The organism is Desulfobacterales bacterium (assembly GCA_030066985.1).
Classification (GTDB): domain Bacteria; phylum Desulfobacterota; class Desulfobacteria; order Desulfobacterales; family JAHEIW01; genus JAHEIW01.
In genome coordinates, this window is record JASJAN010000007.1 from 1 (window position 1) to 20,278 (window position 20,278).

Here is a 20,278-nt window from a genome sequence, read left to right on the forward strand (position 1 = left end):
CAACAACCTTCGATCGTGTAAAGCCTTTCTTCTTTCAGGCCCTTTGTGAAAAAACCGGTGCAGACTAAAGATTTTACGTCTATCTTTGCCGGTACGTCTTTCGGGAATGATACGAAGAGGCTGTTGCATGGTTGACCTCCTGAGAAGTTTGATAGAGTTGAAACGAGGCGGCCCACTGCATTGATGGGCTACCACGTTAAGGAGGAGAACAGATGAATAGGGCAATTTTATTCCCCGTTCATCTGTAGAGAGCCAGAATATTATGATGTGGTTACATTGTTTGCCCTGCCGGCCCTATCGATTACGCACCCGATGGACCAATACAATGTCAATATTAACAAAAAGGGGCGGTTCAAATTGAACCACCCCCTAATGGTTGATGCTTCCAAAATGCTGTTGATAATTTTTCTGCTGTTGCCAGCCTAAATGGCTTAACAGAAAGGCAGAAAAATTGCACAAACATTCCAGAAGGCACGAAACAGATTAATGCAATGTTTTAGAAACGCAAGGGGGAATGGCAATTTTTTTCACTGAGGTATGGGTTGATTGGTATTGGGCTTCAGACTGATGACACCAAGACAGCACTCCCGGTCAAAACGGCATACATGTGATATCATCTCTGATATTTCAAATATCACAACAATTTTATGACCCTAAAAACCTTTGATTTGTTGGAGATACCAAAGGTGTCACAACCCTGTAAATACGTATAACCTCAGTAACCAAATCATGTATGAATTCGGAATACGCTATCTTTTCGAATCCTATTAACCAAGTATTTCTTCTATTAATGAACCCCTATTTTGAAAAAAATTTAACCTCTGTAATATAAAGATAATTAAATATAATCATTGAAAATATTAATTTTCGTGTTACTTTAGTATTATAACCTATTTCTATTCCTAATAAAATGAAGATCAAGATCATACCGATTGTGGCAAGTATCAGTTTGTTGTTTTTCGGTATCGGATTCTTCGGAATACACAGTAAGCTGCTGAACTTGCGACATGCCCATCATCAAGAAAAATTGGAACAAGATAGACAGAATTCTGTTCCAATTTCGACGGGTACTTTCCTAATCCTACTGACTATAGGCGTTGCCGGCGCGTTAGGTATCCACCGTAAAAATAAGACCTCATATAACACTTCTCAAATAAAAGCGTCATCAAAATCATATGATCCAAAATTCAATCCGTTTTCCAAATCAGTTGGAATGAAGAATTTTTGGTTCGGTGAATCGCAGTCGAAAACTCTTAACGCATTAAAGAAAGCGGTCTGGGGTGACGCGAATTTTATAGTGCTCACTGGGGATTCTGGAGTTGGAAAAACGACCCTGATTAAATATCTTGAAATGGAGCTTTTACCTGAATTTATAAGCGTTGAGATAAGTGATGAGTTTCAGGATGAAAAAGACTTGTTCATGTTGATAGCCGCCAGCGCAGGCATAAACGAAAATTTTAAGAATAAAGGTGCATTCTTCATTCGCTTCAATCAATATTTACACAGCGTTCATGCTGAAAATAAAAAAATCTTACTCATATTAAATGGTCTTACTGAAATAAACGACAACCTTATTAAAGAATTGTCATTTTTATCAAACATAACGATTCAGCATCAGAAAATTATAAAGATTCTTATTTCATGTGAAAGAATACCATTTAGCCCAAATGAACAATTTAAACCGACAAACAGTTCCATAATTATATGCCGTCTTGAGCCATTAAACAAAAGTGAGACCAACAGCTATATTGACTATATGCTTGGGACCGCCGGTATAAAAAATAGTATTTTTCCCCAGGAAACCATTCAGAATATTTTTTTGCACTCCCAAGGAATTCCCCGAGAAATAAATAAGATTTGTGATTGCGCATTAAATTTTGCAAATGAACTGAAATTGAGGACTGTTGATCCGGTAGTCATAGAGAACTGTTGTAAAGAGCTAAATCTTCTAATGAGGGAACAAAAAATTAATTATGGAAAGATTCCTCGGAAAGCTGAACAGACAATGGGTCTGTTTGATAATTTCTTCAGCCGATTTTCAACTTGGAAGTTGTTTGACCAACAAAGAACCTTTCCCGATATAAATAAGCAAAGGGTTTTCGGTAGTTTTAGGAAAGCAGGGGCGAAGTTCTATTTATTTATTCACAGCACGACAAAAAGCTTCTACCTAAAACAGCGCAATTATTGGAGCACCAATATTTTTATTTCAAGGCTCTTTGATTCTTTTTTGTGGAATAGTGTATTATCAGTAGGTTTAGTTGCTTTAGCACTAACATTTGCTCTTTGGTATCAGGGGATTTTACCACTTAAGCCGGATGCCCCTAAGTCTGCCGATTTTCAAAAAGAATACTACTCACCCGATATGGATAAGGAAATTCTTTATGATAAGAGAAACATCCAACCATCGGAACAATTGAATACTCTCGCAATGAAGCAACTTAGCAATGATCAACAATTGTATAACTTTGATAGACAAAATGAATTGGAATTGAAACCTCGAGTTAACGAGCTTAAGTCGGCTAAAGCAGGTTATTTTGTTCAAGTAGGTGCATTTCGCATTAAAGAAAATGCCATTAACACTACACGCATGTTAAAAAAGAAAGGGTATCTAGCTAGAATCGTAATGCTCAATGATTCAAAAGGCCGATTATGGCATACTGTTCGAATCGGCGAATATGCCTCCCTAAAAAATGCATCGAAAAATGCCGCTAGCTTTTCAAGGCAAGAAAAAACAGATTCAATTGTCCTTCCATTGAGACAACCATAACGAATCTTACAAAAAGCTAATCAAATAGATTCGTATAACTTTTTAAAATGAAATACTGGCCTATTGCAGATTCATTGAGATAATCTGTATTTTGCTAAAATTGCAGATATGCTAATATGACACAACAAGACGTACTGACAGTTTGAAGGTCAGAGTCGCTTAGGCCCTGCCTGTTTTCTCTCTATAGGCTATTGAGTAGAATTTAAATAAATATCTATTATATAAAAAATAAATATGCTTGCCATGAATGAGAAGATTAGTAGCAAAAGGAATCCATGACCAATGTTTATACGTTTTGCAGAATATCTATTACGAATGTCAACAAACGTATCATTAAAAATGTTAACAAGCTTATCAAAATAAATTTGATTATCGGGTTTATTTATGGCAGTAGTGAGGGCTTCTTTGCAGAATCTACAAAATTTATCATCTTTTCTTAAAGGTGTATCGCAATATGGGCATATTAAAAAAAAGTTTTTGCATAAGCTGCAAAATTCAGCATTTCTTTCTACAGGCTTATCGCAATAAGGACACATCAATGCAAAGATTTTAACAGGAGGAAAATCCTTAAATAACTTTTTATGGTAATCGCAAAAATCCGAATCATTCGTTGCATAATTTTCACAACGAATTTTTTCCCTTGTATACGCGTAGCATTTGTTTTTGTTCATTTTCAGTTCCAAAAAACACCTCTCAATCTGAGAAATGGGGTCTTGATTTCAGCCCAAGACAGCCTCCAAATGGTTATCCGTTGCTCGACAAACAAAAAATAGCCAAGTCCCCTAATAGGCTACTTGGCTATTTAATTAAGACACATTGCATACTGTCTCCCCCCAACAGATGCTTAAGCCTTGTTATTTAACCCTCAGATGTTTGTTGTTGAATATAAAAGAAAAAATAATGAAAAATCAATAGATTTATATTAAAATTTGTCAGAAAACCATACACCAACTAATTACAGTATATTGAGAATACATGCACTTTAGCGATTTTACAGATACATATCGAATATCAAGGTTTTTAGGGGGATGATACTTACATAGTTGTTGTAGGTATCAAAGGAAGGGAGCCCTTGCGAAAAGGAGGAATAAACCAACCCTTGGCAAATGAATGGGTCTCAAGGGCTCCCAAAACAAATTGGTGAACAATTATTAGAATGCTTCAAGCAGCCATCTGATGCTTTAGGCAACAACCTTCATCAATGATATATTTGATGGAATCTTTTATTCAAATAGTATTCTATTTTGTAGGGTTTTGTGCCAATCTGATTTTTAATCATTTCATTGACAAGCATGTTCTGGTTATTCGTTAAAAAAACAACCTTTTGTTTGGAAAGGGTTCCACAACTTCGCAAGTTCGCAGATTTTGAGCTTTGCAGGCCTGCTTTAGAGTGGTTTTTGGAGATACATTTAGAAATAAATTCGTTATAGTATTTCCTTAATTGTTCGTTACCCGTTCCCTGTGCGGTTGCCGAGACCGCTCCCATTAAAATGGCCACCATTAACAACGCTGTAATGATAAAAATTTTTCCTCCCATTTTAATCCTCCTTTTCTGTTATTGGATTTGATTGAGATTTAATCCACTAACATGACCTTGCTATTAGGGCCGGATGCAATTTCAATTAGAAGAATCAGGGATCGCTGTCGTTTTCAGACAACTTGAGCTCTGGAAACCAGATACCTTTTAGACGAGTAGAATAAGCTATCGGCCATTGGCTTAGCCAAGTAACTTTGGGGGGATATTGAAATAGCGATCAAGGGTTTTATGTCGTATCTTTATCAAGACGATTTACATCCTGTCCCCACCATCAGAATGTTATCGTCATTTGATTTAAACGACCATATTGCCTTTTGGCATGGGGATGCCCCTGAAGCAGAAAAGGCAACCAAACCTTACTTCAGGGGCAATGATTGGAAGGTTGCATTGAGGTGCAAACCTAGTTTCTAATTTTACATATAACAGAATTATTGTAAACCATAGTAGATCAAGTATAAAACACTAGGTAAAAACCAGGGTTACTTAAGAAATGAAAGGCGGGTTCTGAGATTTTCCTTGGTTCTATTTAATCCCAGTTTTTTACGAATGTTTCTTCTGTGGAACTCGATCGTTTTCGGAGAAAGATTCATTATTGTGGCAATTTCTTTGCTTGTATTGCCCTGTTTGATTTGGTTTGCGATTTTAATTTCCTGAGGGGTTAAACGGTAATAACTTGACGAAAAATTCCGGGCGAAGGGGGAGACGATATTATTTAAATTCGTTTGAATTATTTCCAGATAGGCTTTTTGTCTTTCACTAAGGCCACCATTTTGAAGTTTTTCAAGATAAGGTTTAATTAAGGATTTTACGTTTGAAAGTATATTGTCTTCAAGTTCATTTTTTTCTTCCTCTATTTTTTTTAACAAGACCTTGAGGGCGGCATTAAGCTCTTCCAGATCACGTGCTTTGGATTCCAGCTCTTTGTCTTTTAATTTTAAAGCCTCTTCAGATCGTTTACGTTTGGTAATATCAATTAATATTCCGTTAACGTATCTGTTCCAACCTTTTTCGTTCTTACCTCCGGTTGAAATTCCATGAATCCAGCGCCATTCACCTCTATCTTTGTGATACGTTCTATATTCCTCATTGAAACGGTTGGTTTTGAATGCTCGTTGGTTAGCTTCAGATAATCTTTTCACGTCATCGGGGTGCGCATTTTCAAACCATGTCTCAAATTTCATCGGCTCTGGAATACCCAATATCGTTTTAGCTGAAGGACTTATAAATTTAATCCTGAGCTTATGGGGACTTTTTCCATCACTAACTAACCGGTAGATGGCAAAATTTGTTGCACTCTCCATTAGCGATTCGAGATGCTCTACACTCTCTTGAAGTGCATCCCTTGTTTTTAACCGGCCAATGGCACCTCCAATTTGAGCAACTACCGCCTCGATAGCAATTCGAACTGGTAAAGGTATGTCCTCCACACTGTGGGAAGCAAGGTTCATACACCCTACTACTTTTCCTTCGTCTAACAACGGCAAAGTCATGAAGGCTCGGATTCCCTCACGTTGTTCCTCCGGAGTCAACGAAACCTCCAAATCTTTGTGTGAGATATAGGCTGGTTTACCCTTCTTTACATATAATGAATTATCTGAGTTTTTGTCATAGTGAGAAACGGCTTGGACAAATTCCTCAGATAATCCTTGGTGGACTATTAGATTTAAATCTTCGTTTCGTTTATCAAAAAGATAAATTCCACCACAATCCATACCAGACATTTGTATGCTGATCTGAAGACTTATGTGTAATCCCTTTGTTAAATCACTAGTTGAAGCGATCGAAACGGATAGATTCCGCTGATATTCCATCAGCTTTTTTGACTGTTTGTATTCATTTTCTCTTTGTAAGAATAGTTCGTTTGTTTTTGCTGCTTCATTTGTTCGTTTTTCCAGCAATTCTTCAAGTTCTTCATACGTTGGCTTTATGGTCATCAAAAATCCTCTAACGGCCTTGAGAATAGAAATGGCTCATAGCATTTTTCGGATATGTTTGGGCAATCCGAAAAAATGATTGCCGGTGAATAAAGTATGTTCTGTTATTTTCGGTCTTTTAAAATTAGAATCTATATTGAATAATAGAAGTTGTAATTATTGTCAATAATACTGGAGTATTATACTACAGAGTGGTAATTTATGGTGTGGGTATTATAGAAAAGTCAATTGGTGATATATTGATACATGAACTTTGGCAATTTTTCATATATGAAATGGATATCACAAGAATTTTAAGATTGTGGATTGAATTCGGTTAGCTTCCCAGCCTGCCGTGGGCTTCCAGTTCATCGGCTACGTATGACAATTCAAGCGATTGGAGGGTGTTCCGCTTCGGCCATCCCGTGTTGGGATCCCAACCCTCGAAATTATAATACCGGGTTTTGAAATCGTCGAATTTATCGCGATCGTGACACCGGTAGCTGACCAAAAGCCAATCCCATTTCCCGTTTTTTCGGCCGGGCAGATAATAGGAACGATGATTAAAAGGACTTGGTTCTTTAACGTTGTAAATATAGTCGGAAAAATGCACCATGTCCCGGTGACGACCCTGCAGAGTCCAGATGGCGTTGTCGAGATTCCATATTTTTCTTCCCATTTCCATACCGTCGACAAAGCTATAATTGTTACCCGTCACATCGTTGAAGAATCGTTGTTCTCCTTCGCCTGTGCACCCCAGATAATCCTTTGTTCGACCACAAACAAATTGCGGCCATTTGTGATCACAATATAGCACGGATTGTTTCCAGAATCGGGTATAGCGTCTCTGCCAGGCTACCAGTTTGATCATATGATCCGAGTAGATGTTCTCATCACTGTAATCGAGCATCAACGGGTCTCCTTGGAAAGGAAACAGCTTGCTGCTAAAGGCGTTCACAAATGATTCGGCGGGTACCGGAACCTTTTTTCCGTGATCTTTGAAAGACTTGGCGTACCAAAATAGTAACGTAAATTCGTGTTCGTTGCAGTCCCGATCGCCCAGGATCGTGCTGTATCCCCAGCAGACCTGACTTCTGGGATCGTAACCATGTTCGGGTAGTCCCCAGTACGGGTACAAAAGCAAACCGGTTTTCAGATCCTGCTCCAACCGCCCCCATCTTTGAGCTGCACGGTAAAATCCCTCGGCCATGTCGTCGCCGATGCCTTCTCGATTGCTGATCATTCCTACGAACTTCTCGGCAAATTCAACTGTACCCAACCTGCTAAAATCAAGGTCGCTGTCGATTTTCCTACCAGGGCCCAGCACGCCCTTTTTAGCCAGCGCTAAAATATAAGGCAGACCGCGCAAAGCTTCATAGGCATTGACACCCTGTTTCTGTAGCAAATCCGTTGCGATGTAAGACGCATTCGTCTGCCTCCAGTGTTTCCTTTTGTCGGCCCAGGTGTAGAAAACCGTTTCGGCGCAGGTCGAATCGGTCCCCATCCCGGATGAATTCCTTTCCTGGCAACCGGCATGGCAGCCCACACATGCGTGAATGCGGGCGTTTTTGTCGCCTTTCCAGAGATAAATAAGCGGCCTTTCCTTGCCGCGTTGATGATCGACATTGAAAGCGTATTCCTTGTTCGCCCAGATACGGGATTCCATCAAGGCGTTCGGATCCGAGACCTTGACGCTGCCCGTTCCGATAACGCTGATAGCTTTGAGGTTTTTCGATCCCCACACACCACCGAATCCCCCTTGGCCCGAAGCGTTGGCTACGTCGTGAATAAGACAGGCGATCCGTCCCAGGTTCTCTCCTGCCGGTCCGATGGTGAGAACGGCCGGTTTTTGGGTCGTTCTGGCCTCGGAATCCTTTCCGCCGACTTTCATCCAGTCGCCAAAGGCCTGGCCTTCCATCACTTCAGCCCATATCTTCTCCTGGGTCTGCCAGGTATCCAAACCCCACAGATGCCCGGCGTCTTTAATCCGGACCTTGTCGTTTCTGATATCGATCCAGACCGGTTTGTCCGCTTTTCCCTCGACAACGATGCCGTCCCAGCCCGCGTATTTTAGCATGGGAGCAAATCTGCCCCCGAAATTGCTCCGGGTAAACCATTCAACGGGGAAAGACTGCACTCCGATTCCTTGCACCTCCGTTCGTGCGGAGGCACCAGGGACCAGGGTTCCGGATAAGGGAGACGTCATAATCGTTACGATGTTTGCGGGCTCGAATCCACTGATGGCCTTGTTCTTTACCAGATCCCAAAAAATGGCCGAACCCATTCCATGCCCCCCGCCCCATTGTTGATATTTTTCGGTATTGATAATAGAAATCTTTCCGGCGGTAAGATTCAGCCTCAGTATTTTACCTGTATATCCATTCATAATATTGGTCTCATAGTAACTCGAAAGTCTTGAGTTCTTCCGTCCTTGCGAGGAGCAAGGCACGGGCGATGTGGCTCCCAGTTATAGATTATGGTCAACGCTGGACGTTTCAACGTCTCGAGTATCCGAGATTCTCCCAGCCATCTCCTCTGAGATTGACGTGGTATCCCTCGTCCCCTTCCTGAACGGGTATCTTTTTCGTGAACTTAATGGCGCCCAGTGGACATATTTCGACACAGGCTTGCAAACCGGCCGGTCCCCCTTCTCGGTTCCAGTGCGGGGTATCAGCGCAAAGGTCGCATTTTTGAGCGCGGGCCTCCTGAAAATTCCAGACAGCCCGGCTGGGCTCGTAGGGGCAGGCCTCCACGCATTGCATGCAGCCGATTTATTTTTCAGCGTAGATTCTTCTGACGTTCCCATGCTCGACATCGACCGTCAGCGCTTCCTCGAGGCAGGCTTCCAAGCAGGCGGGATCAACGCATTGTCTGCACTGCTCTAAAGTCAAATCATCCGGAAATTTTCCAAACGGGTTCTGGATTATCTGTATCCTGGCCAGTGACAAATTCTCTTCTCCATCATGGACCAGAGAACAAGCAAGCATGCAAGACATACAGCCTTGACATTTTTTTGTGTCGACCAGCAGATATCCCTCGGATACGGGGATCCCGGACTTTCCATCCTCCAACATTACAAGGGACTCCAACCTCTCACCGGAGTCACAACCAGCAACGCCGATCAAGACCACAACGCCCCCAGCCCTTTTTAAAAAAGTCCGGCGAGATATTCCAATATCTGCTTTGTGGGGTTTTTGACTTCCTTGATCTTTCGTGGGTTATCCTATTGAATTGATCAAGTTTTAGATTGTAGATTTCGGACAAGAAGTGAATTATTGCTAATATTCTGAGGATCCTAAGGAATCCGTTTTTCAAAGTCAAGAGGTTGTGCTCATTTTCTCAAATTTAAGTTGGATATTATAAAATCAACTCCATACACCAACAATGTAGCTAATGCTGACTATAAATTAGCTAGGGCTTATACACATTTTTTTTAGTCTCGATTTATTTTAGGTTTCGTGCCTTCTCCTAAAATGATGAAAATGTAGAGAATGCATATCAATATGTACACGGTTTATAAATTATATTTTTAGCGAGCCACCACATTATATAATGGTACCGCATACTGGAGAGGGAATAGGGGATATGGATCGTATATCGCAATTAATTCAAAGCGTTTCAAAATACCGATTCATACAGCCATTTCTTAATTATGTGAAGGATTCACGAACTCATGTATCTGAAAAATCGCCCGTTGAAAAGCATTGTTATGGTAAAAGGATTTGATATTTAAGAAGCAGCTGATTAGTTGTGATTCTATATTGTCAATCGAAATCTTGACTCACATTCCAAATCTGTCAAACCAAGTACAGATTATTGCAGATAAGGTTTGTAATCCGTATACCCTTTAGCTCCCGGAGTATACCATAATGACATATCGTCAAAGGCCGTCAGGGGCCAGTTGCTCTTCAAACGCTCAGGCAGGTCCGGATTGGTGATGAAAGGGCGGCCGAAGGCCGCCAGATCCGCGTGGCCAGCTGAGAGCCTCTCTTCTGCTGTTTCCTTGGTGTAACCGCAATTGCCCATGATAATGCCGTCATATTCAGCCCGAAATTCAGCCAGCGCCATCGGCTCTCCCTGTTCATGAAAACCAAAAGCAAGCCCATCCATGATGTGAACATATGCCAGATTCAATTTATTGAGCTCTTTTATGGTGTAGAGAAATGTATCTCGAAAATCAGGACTGCCCATATCGTTGAACACGCCATTGGGAGAAAGACGGATACCCACCCGGTTTGACGGCCATACCGCCAGAACAGCCGCCATCACTTCTCTTAAAAAACGATACTTGTTCTCTAAATTGCCGCCGTAATCGTCGGTCCTTAAATTCGTTTTTGAGTCCAGAAATTGATTGAGCAGATAGCCATTGGCGCTATGAACTTCGACACCGCTGAAACCGGCTTGTTTGGCATTTTGGGCAGCCTTTCGATAATCTTTCACAGTGGCCTTGATGTCATCAATTGTCATGGCCCGTGGGGTTTCGTAATCTTTTTTCCCAAGCGGCGTGTGAATCTGATCACCGTTAAGTTTTACCGCTGAGGCTGAAACCGGCAGTGCGCCATCGTGAAAGTCGCTGTGGGATGCCCGGCCGCAATGCCATAGTTGCAAAAAGATGGGCGTGCCGGTGGGCTTTAGCTTCTGGGTGACGATTTGCCAGCCCTCCACCATCTTATCGGTATAAATGCCCGGTGAGCCCACCCAACCGTTGCCCTGGGCGGAAATGACGGTTGCTTCGGTAATCAACAAGCCGGCTGAAGCCCGTTGGAAATAGTATTCGGCCATCAGCGCATTCGCAATGCGCTCCGCACCTGCACGTCCCCTGGTCATGGGTGCCATTACGATTCTGTTTTTAAGCTTTAGGTCTCCCAACTGCAATGGTTCAAACAGCTTGTGGTTCGTCATGACGATCTCCTGTTATCCAATAGTTGATAAAATAAAGAATAGAAATTGTACAATAAGCATCTTTTAACTTTTGTCTGCTATCAAATCGATGTTTTATACTGATATGTGATCTTATGTGATCACCGCTTGGCGGGATTCTTGGGTAATTACTGTTACATGTTGTCAGAATTAACCGATTGAGGGGCAGACAGGTTTTAACAATCGTGCTCAAACATATAAAAATTTAATGTACTTAAAAATTTGCTCTAAATATTAATTTGGGGGCAATAAGGCACCTTATGAATTAGATCTGTCTTTTTGATATTTTTTTCATACCTGTAAAATGGCTCAGGTTGTGGTATTTTCAATATATCACCACCTGTAATAATCTATATTTTATTGACTAAAATTTAACTATTTGGTTATAAAATCGATAACGATTTCCGATGTTCCTATTCCACATGACCTGAATCGGTACGCCATTTTCAGAATCGAAGCCTCTTTCTGACCTGGATTTTACGTTCCTACGAAATTCCACATTATGAGTTCATTTGTTTGAAACCTATATGGGGGAGGTGCCATTATGGCAGATGAAGGTTTTAAACGTAAACTCACCGCTATCCTCAGTGCCGATGTTGAAGGCTATAGTCGTCTTATGGGCGATGATGAAGAAGCCACTGTCCGTACCCTGACAGCCTACCGAGAAGTTCTCAATGCCCTTATCCAGCAACACAATGGCCAGGTGTTGGATTCTCCGGGTGACAACTTGCTGGCTGAGTTTGTCAGCGTGGTCGATGCGGTGCAGTGTGCGGTGGCCGTTCAAAAAGAGATAAAAGCCCGTAACGATCAACTGCCGGAAAACAGAAAGATGCGGTTCAGAATCGGTATCAATCTGGGTGATGTCATTCAGGAAGAAGAGCGAATATATGGTGATGGTGTTAACATCGCTGCAAGACTGGAAGGTTTGTCTGAGCCGGGAGGCATCTGCATCTCCAAGACCGCTTTTGATCACATCGAAAGTAAATTACCTTATGGATATGATTTTATTGGCGATCAGATGGTAAAAAATATTACTAAACCAGTAGGTGCCTATCGGGTTCTGATGGATCCCAGAGTGACGGTTTCAGGAAAGCCCGTAGTTGAAAAATCTTCACCAACACGGCGAACGCCGATTCTGGTTGGAGCGGTGGCGGTGCTTTTATTGGCAGTTGCTGTGGGAATATGGCAGTTTTATTTGCGTCGCCCGGCAACCGAGCCTGCCGAGGTAAAAGAGATGGCCTCTGAAGTAGCTGATAATCCTTCCATTGCTGTGCTGCCCTTTAGCAATTTGAGCGATGACCCCAAGCAGGAGTATTTTGCTGACGGTATGACCGATGAGCTAATAACGGATCTTTCTAAAATATCGGGCCTAAGGGTCATCTCCCGTAATTCATCCTTTACTTATAAAGGAAAACCGGCGAAGGTGCAGCAAGTTGCCGAGGAGCTAAATGTAAAATACGTGCTCGAAGGCAGCATCCAAAGGGCCGGTGACCGTGTGCGAATCAGAGCTCAGCTCATTGATGGCGCCACAGATCACCATCTTTGGGCGGAAAGCTACGATGCTGTCATGGAAAACATCTTTGATCTGCAGGATAGGATCACGAAGGAAATTGCAGCAATCCTGGAGGTTAAATTGACAGTTAAAGAGCAGAATCGACTGGCCAAAAAAGAAACAACAAACATTAAAGCTTACGATGCTTTTGTTAAAGGGTGGGAGCATTTACATCGACAGACGCATGATGATTTAATCCAGGCTATCGCTTCATTTACGGAAGCCATCGAGTTAGACCCTGCGTACAGTCGGGCGCACGCCGCTTTAGCGTGGGCGTATCTAAGTACTTCACTTCGGTTTAAATGGCGGGACCTTTTCGAATGGCACAATCATTACAGGGTCACTGCACGGAAATATTTAAATTTAGCCATGCGCAATCCGAATTCCACTTCTCACCTGGTGGCAAGCAAAATGGCGATGTTTCGGCGTCAATACGAAGACTCTCTTTCCCATGCCCAGCTCGCACTTACCTTTGATGCCAACGACCCGGACGCTAATTTAAACATGGCCTGGATTTTAATGGCCACTGGAAAGCCCGAGGAAGGTCTTGACTTTGTGAACAAAGCAATGCAGCTCGACCCTCGTAACATCGCCGCTCCCTTATCCGCTTCAGGAATGGCCTATTTTATAATGGGTGACCTGCAAAAGGCTGCAACGATGACCGAAAGAGCGATAAATCACAATCCGACAATCGCTGATCACTATGAGAGGCTTTCAGTAATCTATGCACTCTTGGGCCGAAACCAGGATGCTGAGGCTGCCTACAATAAATGCCTGAAGGATTGGACTACAGGGAGATTTCCAGCAACCGTGACAACCGTTATGAGCTCTTTTTGTATTAAAGACCGAAAAGTTGCCGATCGTTACGCTGATGGACTGGTTAAAGCGGGTTGGCCGGGAAAACCCACGGAATATTACAAAATTTATCAGGAAAATAAATTGACGGGTGAAGAGATCCGAAGCTTAGTCTCGGGTCAGGAAATTACAATATACGAATTTGGCAAAACAACCTGGGTTGATTATGACGAAAACGGTAGGTTGAATGATTTATCTAGATTGAGAGAAGGACAATGGTGGATTGCGGGTGACAGTTTCTGCTACAGATTGGAAGGCGAAACAGCTGAATATCATGTAAAAGGGGCTGAGAAAGATTTACCCAGATTAAAAGGCTTAGACAACTGTGGAGAAATATATCGCAATCCCGATTCAGAGCCCGGCTCAGGGCAACAATATTTATATGTTAAGGACTACTTCATCGCAGCACTGACAACTAAATAATGATTTTTGAATACTTTATGTTTCTGCCAAAAAAGCAATCACTCAATATTGAAGATACCGCCAACCTATATGTAATTTAGCGCCCCCAATATTCTTGTGATATTCATTTTATACTTCAGCATTAAAATATGATCACCCTCGCTATATGCCACTTTTGCAAATTTGTTTAGGCAACCATTTTAATGCGCACCCACTTAAAAAATCGCCTACCGAGCGGTCAGCGCGTAGAATTTTATAATATATTGATATTATGTAAAAATATTTACTTTATTTGCATTCAAAAATAGACTGTGATAAACTTTTTATAGGCAACATCACAAACAAAATCGATAACCTACGTCAAGTTTCAAGCCTGCCCGTTTGATACCTTGTCCGGCAGATTTGAACAGCCACCGATCTGTCTCATCGGGTTAACAATAGATCGATAAGGACGCCTTTGTTTATTCGCGGTCTGAGAACAAAAATTGCGCTCAACATTGCCATTCTCTTTTTAGTGGCCATGCTGTTGATTAATATTGTTGCCATGATGACAGCCAAGCGGGTCATCATCCGCAAAGAAGCCTCGCGGGGTCATTTTCTGTTATCCACCTTAACTGCTGATCTGCAGGCCATGCTGAACTTGGGTATGGCCTCAACACCCCGGCTTTCGAAGGCACAGGTATTTGGTTTATTGGCTGAAGGTGGTGTCTCCGGAGCCCTGGTTGTGGGCAAAAACAATGAGCGCGTCACTTTCGGCAAAAGTTCTGAGGTCTTGCAGGATACGATGTTAAAGTACTGCCGCACCGTGATGCAATCCAAGAAGCGAACGACCCACTTTTTCGGAAACACCTGGGGTGTTTTTTGGCAGCAGCACAGCGATCTCATCATTTCGGCCCCGTTGCTGGAAAACAGCCGGGTTGTCGCCGCTGCCAGCATCGTCTTGCCGCTGGAGGGAATTTACCAAGCCCTGCGACGCTCCCAGAAGATGCTGTTTATCTATTTATTTCTCAATACCGTCATTTTAACCTTCATTGGCATTTATCGGCTTTCAAAAGTATATTTTTTGCCATTGGCCAGGCTGGCGCGCCGGGCAGAAGAATATCAGGAAGATGATGACATGCTGTTTTCGGTGCGCAAAGAGGATAATGAGCTAAACAAGCTGTCGGGCTCCTTAAACAGCATGTTGCGGCGCATATCCGCGGATAAAGAAAAGCTACGGTCAACCGTCAATTCGCTTGAGATCGCCAACCTGGAATTGAAAAAAGCCCAGGAAGAAATCATTCGTGCTGAAAAATTGGCTTCGGTGGGGCGGTTGTCAGCCGGGATCGCTCATGAAATCGGCAACCCCATTGGGATTGTCATGGGATATCTCGAATTGCTCAAGCAAAAAGACACGCCGGCCAGTGAGAAAGAAGAGTATATTCAACGCACAGAGGATGAAATTGAGCGGATCAACACCATCATTCGTCAACTTTTGGAAATCTCGCGACCGTCAAAAGCCGGCTTAAAGGTTGTGGCGGTTCATGATTTAATTGATGATATTTCCCAGGTCCTCAACGTGCAACCGTTGATGTCCAACATTAAACTTGAATGCAAATTGGAAGCCTACAACGACAAGGTAGTTGCCGATGCCAATCAACTGCGGCAGGTATTTTTGAACTTGATGATCAATGCCGCCGATGCTATCTCATCCGCCGACAGGCCCGCTAACGGAAAGCTCGTTATCGAAAGCGCGCAGGTCACAGAAAAACAAGATCAATCTGCTCAAGAACCACCGCTTTTAAAAATCACTTTTATAGATAATGGCCCCGGCATTTCCGAAGATAACATCGGCAATATTTTTGATCCCTTTTACACGACCAAAGAACCCGGTAAGGGCACTGGGTTGGGGCTTTCGGTTAGTTTTATGATCGTTCAGGGATTTGGCGGTAAAATGACGGTAAACAGCAAAAAGGAAGAGGGCACCAGCATGACAATTTTGCTGCCGCTGGTTGCAAACGAAGGCGACATTAATGCGCAGCAAGATCCCTCGGCCCAACTACAAAAAGGAATGTTAACTCAATGACATCTAAAATGCCGGGAAAACAGCTCCTCATCATAGATGACGAAGAAAACATGCGGCACATGCTGTCAAAGGTGCTCAGCAAAGCCGGTTATGCCATAGAGACGGCTTCGAACGGTCATGAAGGTTTGAAAATGACAACCGGCAACGATTTTGATTTTATTCTCTGTGATATAAAGATGCCCAATATGAGCGGTATGGATTTTTTAAAAGCCGCGCGTGATAAAATCAGCTCCACCACCGTGATCATGATGTCGGCCTACGGGACGATTGACACGGCTATTGAGGCCATGAAGCTGGGGGCCTATGATTATATCTCAAAACCATTTAAAACCGATGAAGTTTACCTGACGCTAAAAAAAGCAGAAGAACGCGAAAGTCTCAGACAGGAAAACCGTCTGCTCAAAGAGCATATCAAAAAAATTGAAGGCAATCTCAATTTTGGCAATTTGGTGGCCAAAAGCGACGCCATGCAGAAAACCCTGCGTATAGCCGCTAAGGCCGCCCAATACAAGACCACCGTATTGATCTTAGGCGATAGTGGCACGGGCAAAGAGTTAATTGCCCGGGCCATTCATAGTGAAGGCGATCGGTCAGATATGCCACTGGTTCCGGTAAATTGCGGCGGTATTCCCGAAACATTGCTTGAAAGTGAATTGTTCGGTTATAAAAAAGGCGCTTTTACCGGTGCCGACAAAAACAAAAAGGGGTTATTTCAGGAAGCCCACAGGGGGACGATTTTTTTGGATGAAATCGGTGAGCTGCCATTGGCACTTCAGGTTAAACTGTTAAGGGTTTTGCAGGAAAATGAAGTCCGCATGATCGGTGACTCAAAGTCGACTCAAATTGACGTACGGGTCATTGCGGCCACATCCAGAAACCTTGAAGAAGACGTGAAAATGGGGGCCTTTCGAGAGGATCTTTATTACCGCCTGAATGTGCTGTCTATAAAGATTCCCCCCTTGCGGGAACGGGCAGAGGACATCCCTTTGTTATGTGATCATTTTTTAGAGCGCTATTCCCGCAGCCTCAAAAAACACATAACTGACATTTCGCCCGCTGCCATGTCGCGTTTGCTGGAATACCCCTGGCCTGGAAATGTGAGAGAGCTGGAAAATGCCATCGAACGAGCGCTTGTGCTGGTTGAAGGGGATGTGCTGCTTCCCGAGCATTTTCCTTCCGAGCTCGGCCAGCAGGTGGGAGGGGATGCCACCGATTTGCCATTTGATGGTTTCTCTTTGAAAGCTGCACAAAAATTGATGGAAGAAAAACTGATCACCAAGGCGCTTACAGAGACCGGCGGCAATCGCACTCAAGCAGCCCGGTTGCTGGAGATCAGTCATCCGTCGCTGCTTACTAAGATCAAAGCCTACAATATCGACCTTTGATGGTTAACCCGTTGAGCCCGTTAGCCCGTTTCCGGTTAAAAAATATAACCAGAGCTTTTCCATTTTTAACGGGCTCAACTGGCCCAACTGGCTAACCGGCCCAACCGATTTAATCGATCGCCCAGCGCAGCAACACGCTGCCCCAGGTGAAGCCGGCACCAAAGGCCGCCAAAACGATCCAATCGCCTTTCTGCAATTTATTCGCCCGGTATGTCTCTGATAAGGCAAGCGGAATGGTGGCGGCTGTTGTATTGCCATATTTACTGATATTGATCACCACCCGTTCGGGATCCAGCCCTATTTTTTTTGCAGTTGCATCAATGATGCGGTAATTGGCTTGATGGGGTATGAGGAAACGAATATCGTTGTCGCTTAAGTTATTTCGTTCGACGATTTTTGCCGATACGTCCGCCATTCCAACCACCGCATGCTTGAATACCGTCCTGCCGTCCTGATAGATATAGTGCATTTTTTTATCAACTGTTTCGTGCGATGCCGGATAGATACTGCCACCTGCCTCAATACTGAGGGATTCGGCTCCGGAGCCGTCCAAGTGCAGGATAAAATCCTCGATCCCCAAATCGTCATTATCGTATGCTTCCAACAGAACTGCACCGGCTCCATCTCCAAAGAGCACACAGGTGGATCGGTCCTCATAATTGGTGATCGCGCTCATTTTATCGGCACCGATAACCAGCACTTTTTTGTGACGACCGCTTTCTATAAATGATGCCCCGGTGGTCAAGGCACACATAAAGCCGGTACAACCACCGTTGATATCATAGCCCCAGCTATTGCTGGCGCCCAGATCTCTTTGAACAAATGAAGCCGCTGAGGGAACCGGCATATCCGGTGTCACCGTAGCAAACAGGATTAAATCTAAATCCTCAGGGGCAGTGTGTGTTTCTTCAAGAACAACCTGGGCTGCTTTAGTTGCCATGTAAGAGGTGCCGATTTCTTTGTCCAGTATGCGACGTTCTTTTATTCCAGTGCGGCTGGTAATCCATTCATCATTGGTGTCGACCATTTCTTCCAGGTCACGATTGGATAGTATTTTATCCGGCACATAATGTCCGACTCCGGAGATGATTGCACGCATTCAGATCCTCCTTTAACTGACGTCCACCTCTATCAGCGTTTGTGCAGTATCTGCTGCGAACTGCCATCGAGCTCGAGACAGGGAGGGGACAGATGATCGATTTTGACATGATTAGCACACGTAGCAAAAAAAATAAACCGATGATAATGATCTAAGCGCAAATACAAGAAGATGGTTCAGGAGTCAAAAATTAACCCGCTTCTGTTATAGAAGCGGGTTCGGCTGGTTGGCCTTTGTGAAAAGGGTGAGCTGGCTGGATCTTGCCCTTTATTCACAGGTTCCAGATGTAACCTGACATTTAGGGCGTTATAATAATCCGTTTATTTTTTTTCTAAGTTTTCCTGAGCATTTAAAGGTGACAACCCTTCGTTCCCTAAGAATCAGATCTTCGCCGGTTGCCGGATTGCGACCGCGACGTTTGTTTTTGTCTTTTACACAAAATTTTCCAAAACCGGAGATCAATACATCCTCATTTTTTTCGAGTGAGCCTTTAATGATCTCAAGCAAGGTTTCAATGATGTCGACAGATTTTTTCTTGGTAAAGCCAAGTTCATGAACTGCAGCAATGATATCACTTTTGGTTAATGCCATATGGGCCTCCTCATGATAACCTGTTCCTTTTCCTTATATGAAAGCTGTGCGTTCATTTGACGGGTTCGGCGCCAGTGTCGGTTGTGATAACTTTAAAGAGCACGGTCTGTTATGCTACTGGTGCGCAAGTTCCCGGTTTCATTCATTGTGAGTAGGGCTAGTGCCCGGTGAATCAGGGTTTTGGTCTTGATCTCCAGACGGTTCTGGTTCTTCCTTGGGTGTTACAGCATCAATTTTTTTCATGATGTCTTTGACGCCTTTCATAATTCCATCAATTTCAGCTTTAATCTGAGCATCATCTATATCGTTCATTGCGAAATCTCCGCCGATCGGCTTGAATAAGATTTTATTCAATGGCACGCTGTTTTTATTTGGTGATTTTCATTTTTTCAGCTATCATAGTACTTTTAACGCGCCATCAAATGAATTGCATTTGTGTGATAAGCTAATAGCTTATACGTACCGAAATCATATGTCAAGATTCGAATTAATTAAATAATGATGATTCAAAAACTAATCCAAGGGCGTTTTTCCTGCAAATTATGAATCAAATTCAATTTTTTGGTAATCATTTTTGCAGTTCAGATACGCGCTAGATAATCAATATAGTTGACTTTATAGTGGTAGTCGGTTGATGCCCCCATCCAAGCCTATGATCGACAACCCTTTTTTAGCATAAATTAGCTCGTGATGTTTAAAATCAGTAAATGTTTTGGCCTTTAGAGCCGCAGAAATAAGCAAGATGGTCTTTAAGATAATAAAAGGGTTCCCCTTAAACCTGCCGGGAACCCGAATCAATCTCATGGAGCCACCGTGCGGAGTTGAACCGCAGACCTGAGCATTACGAATGCCCTGCTCTACCAGCTGAGCTACGGTGGCACATGTGCGGTTAATGGTTCTGCAAATCGCTAGATGTGAAACACTGAATGTTTGCGGCATTTCAGCCGCTATACTGATTTCAAACCTCGCGTCATGCGGGAATTCGATGACTCCTTACTGTTTTTATGATTCAAAATCAAGTAATAAATTCGCTCCCTGACCTCATTGCTCAGACGCCACAAAGAGCGGGTCAAATTGAATGTTATGGTCTGAATGCCGCCGACAGAGCGCTGCTGATTATCAGACTATACCAGCATTTTCGAGTCCCAATTTTTGTGGTGGCATCTTCGCTAAATCAAGCGGATTCGATTTT

At 43.1% G+C, this 20,278-nt stretch carries 14 protein-coding genes and 1 tRNA gene; 4 read left to right on the forward strand and 11 right to left on the reverse strand.

Features of this window, described 5'->3' with window-relative positions; genetic code table 11:
• Positions 1-934 precede the first annotated feature (934 nt).
• Positions 935-2,767 carry an SPOR domain-containing protein gene (locus tag QNJ26_05295; protein MDJ0984940.1) on the forward strand — a complete coding sequence of 611 codons (1,833 nt, stop codon included), beginning with the start codon at positions 935-937 and terminating at the stop codon, positions 2,765-2,767.
• 188 nt (positions 2,768-2,955) lie between these two features.
• Here the strand turns inward: QNJ26_05295 and QNJ26_05300 are convergent, their stop codons facing one another.
• The 7 genes from QNJ26_05300 to QNJ26_05330 all read right to left on the reverse strand — a co-directional run bounded on the left by QNJ26_05300 (position 2,956) and on the right by QNJ26_05330 (position 11,119).
• Positions 2,956-3,438, reverse strand: coding sequence for a zinc ribbon domain-containing protein (locus QNJ26_05300; protein MDJ0984941.1), 483 nt, complete (start codon positions 3,436-3,438; stop codon positions 2,956-2,958).
• Between the two features lie 527 nt (positions 3,439-3,965).
• Positions 3,966-4,304: a hypothetical protein gene (locus QNJ26_05305; protein MDJ0984942.1), complete on the reverse strand. Its 339-nt coding sequence runs from the start codon at positions 4,302-4,304 to the stop codon at positions 3,966-3,968.
• Positions 4,305-4,783: 479 nt separating this feature from the next.
• The gene (locus QNJ26_05310) at positions 4,784-6,238 is read right to left on the reverse strand and encodes a LuxR C-terminal-related transcriptional regulator (GenBank protein ID MDJ0984943.1); all 1,455 of its coding nucleotides are present in this window, start codon (positions 6,236-6,238) and stop codon (positions 4,784-4,786) included.
• 316 nt (positions 6,239-6,554) lie between these two features.
• On the reverse strand, positions 6,555-8,603 hold the full coding sequence (locus tag QNJ26_05315; GenBank protein ID MDJ0984944.1) for an aldehyde ferredoxin oxidoreductase N-terminal domain-containing protein: 2,049 nt from the start codon (positions 8,601-8,603) through the stop codon (positions 6,555-6,557).
• A gap of 109 nt (positions 8,604-8,712) precedes the next feature.
• Positions 8,713-8,979: a hypothetical protein gene (locus tag QNJ26_05320; protein MDJ0984945.1), complete on the reverse strand. Its 267-nt coding sequence runs from the start codon at positions 8,977-8,979 to the stop codon at positions 8,713-8,715.
• A 9-nt stretch (positions 8,980-8,988) separates the two neighbouring features.
• Complete coding sequence (locus QNJ26_05325) at positions 8,989-9,291, reverse strand: hypothetical protein (GenBank protein MDJ0984946.1); 303 nt, start codon at positions 9,289-9,291, stop codon at positions 8,989-8,991.
• 739 nt (positions 9,292-10,030) lie between these two features.
• Positions 10,031-11,119, reverse strand: coding sequence for an alkene reductase (locus tag QNJ26_05330; GenBank protein MDJ0984947.1), 1,089 nt, complete (start codon positions 11,117-11,119; stop codon positions 10,031-10,033).
• A gap of 562 nt (positions 11,120-11,681) precedes the next feature.
• Here QNJ26_05330 and QNJ26_05335 point away from each other — a divergent pair.
• The 3 genes from QNJ26_05335 to QNJ26_05345 all read left to right on the forward strand — a co-directional run bounded on the left by QNJ26_05335 (position 11,682) and on the right by QNJ26_05345 (position 17,396).
• Complete coding sequence (locus QNJ26_05335) at positions 11,682-13,967, forward strand: tetratricopeptide repeat protein (protein MDJ0984948.1); 2,286 nt, start codon at positions 11,682-11,684, stop codon at positions 13,965-13,967.
• Positions 13,968-14,403: 436 nt separating this feature from the next.
• Positions 14,404-16,011, forward strand: a complete 1,608-nt coding sequence (locus QNJ26_05340) for an ATP-binding protein (GenBank protein ID MDJ0984949.1) — start codon at positions 14,404-14,406, stop codon at positions 16,009-16,011.
• Positions 16,008-17,396 carry a sigma-54 dependent transcriptional regulator gene (locus QNJ26_05345; protein ID MDJ0984950.1) on the forward strand — a complete coding sequence of 463 codons (1,389 nt, stop codon included), beginning with the start codon at positions 16,008-16,010 and terminating at the stop codon, positions 17,394-17,396. The genes QNJ26_05340 and QNJ26_05345 overlap by 4 nt, the downstream gene beginning before the upstream one ends.
• A 109-nt stretch (positions 17,397-17,505) precedes the next feature.
• Here QNJ26_05345 and QNJ26_05350 read toward each other — a convergent pair whose 3' ends face one another.
• The 4 genes from QNJ26_05350 to QNJ26_05365 form a co-directional block, all read right to left on the reverse strand.
• Positions 17,506-18,495 carry a beta-ketoacyl-ACP synthase III gene (locus QNJ26_05350; protein MDJ0984951.1) on the reverse strand — a complete coding sequence of 330 codons (990 nt, stop codon included), beginning with the start codon at positions 18,493-18,495 and terminating at the stop codon, positions 17,506-17,508.
• A gap of 306 nt (positions 18,496-18,801) precedes the next feature.
• Entirely contained in the window at positions 18,802-19,086 is a 285-nt protein-coding gene (locus QNJ26_05355; GenBank protein MDJ0984952.1) for an integration host factor subunit alpha, read from the reverse strand.
• A gap of 138 nt (positions 19,087-19,224) precedes the next feature.
• The gene (locus QNJ26_05360; GenBank protein ID MDJ0984953.1) at positions 19,225-19,398 is read right to left on the reverse strand and encodes a hypothetical protein; all 174 of its coding nucleotides are present in this window, start codon (positions 19,396-19,398) and stop codon (positions 19,225-19,227) included.
• Positions 19,399-19,889: 491 nt separating this feature from the next.
• A tRNA-Thr gene (locus QNJ26_05365) sits at positions 19,890-19,965 on the reverse strand.
• Positions 19,966-20,278: the final 313 nt, after the last annotated feature.

Excerpts from the sequence above, each read along its gene's own strand:
- QNJ26_05300 (MDJ0984941.1), bottom strand. The coding sequence starts at position 3,438 with ATGAACAAAAACAAATGCTACGCGTATACAAGGGAAAAAATTCGTTGT.
- QNJ26_05305 (MDJ0984942.1), bottom strand. The coding sequence starts at position 4,304 with ATGGGAGGAAAAATTTTTATCATTACAGCGTTGTTAATGGTGGCCATT.
- QNJ26_05310 (MDJ0984943.1), bottom strand. The coding sequence starts at position 6,238 with ATGACCATAAAGCCAACGTATGAAGAACTTGAAGAATTGCTGGAAAAA.
- QNJ26_05315 (MDJ0984944.1), bottom strand. The coding sequence starts at position 8,603 with ATGAATGGATATACAGGTAAAATACTGAGGCTGAATCTTACCGCCGGA.
- QNJ26_05320 (MDJ0984945.1), bottom strand. The coding sequence starts at position 8,979 with ATGCAATGCGTGGAGGCCTGCCCCTACGAGCCCAGCCGGGCTGTCTGG.
- QNJ26_05325 (MDJ0984946.1), bottom strand. The coding sequence starts at position 9,291 with ATGTTGGAGGATGGAAAGTCCGGGATCCCCGTATCCGAGGGATATCTG.
- QNJ26_05330 (MDJ0984947.1), bottom strand. The coding sequence starts at position 11,119 with ATGACGAACCACAAGCTGTTTGAACCATTGCAGTTGGGAGACCTAAAG.
- QNJ26_05335 (MDJ0984948.1), top strand. The coding sequence starts at position 11,682 with ATGGCAGATGAAGGTTTTAAACGTAAACTCACCGCTATCCTCAGTGCC.
- QNJ26_05345 (MDJ0984950.1), top strand. The coding sequence starts at position 16,008 with ATGACATCTAAAATGCCGGGAAAACAGCTCCTCATCATAGATGACGAA.
- QNJ26_05350 (MDJ0984951.1), bottom strand. The coding sequence starts at position 18,495 with ATGCGTGCAATCATCTCCGGAGTCGGACATTATGTGCCGGATAAAATA.
- QNJ26_05355 (MDJ0984952.1), bottom strand. The coding sequence starts at position 19,086 with ATGGCATTAACCAAAAGTGATATCATTGCTGCAGTTCATGAACTTGGC.
- QNJ26_05360 (MDJ0984953.1), bottom strand. The coding sequence starts at position 19,398 with ATGAACGATATAGATGATGCTCAGATTAAAGCTGAAATTGATGGAATT.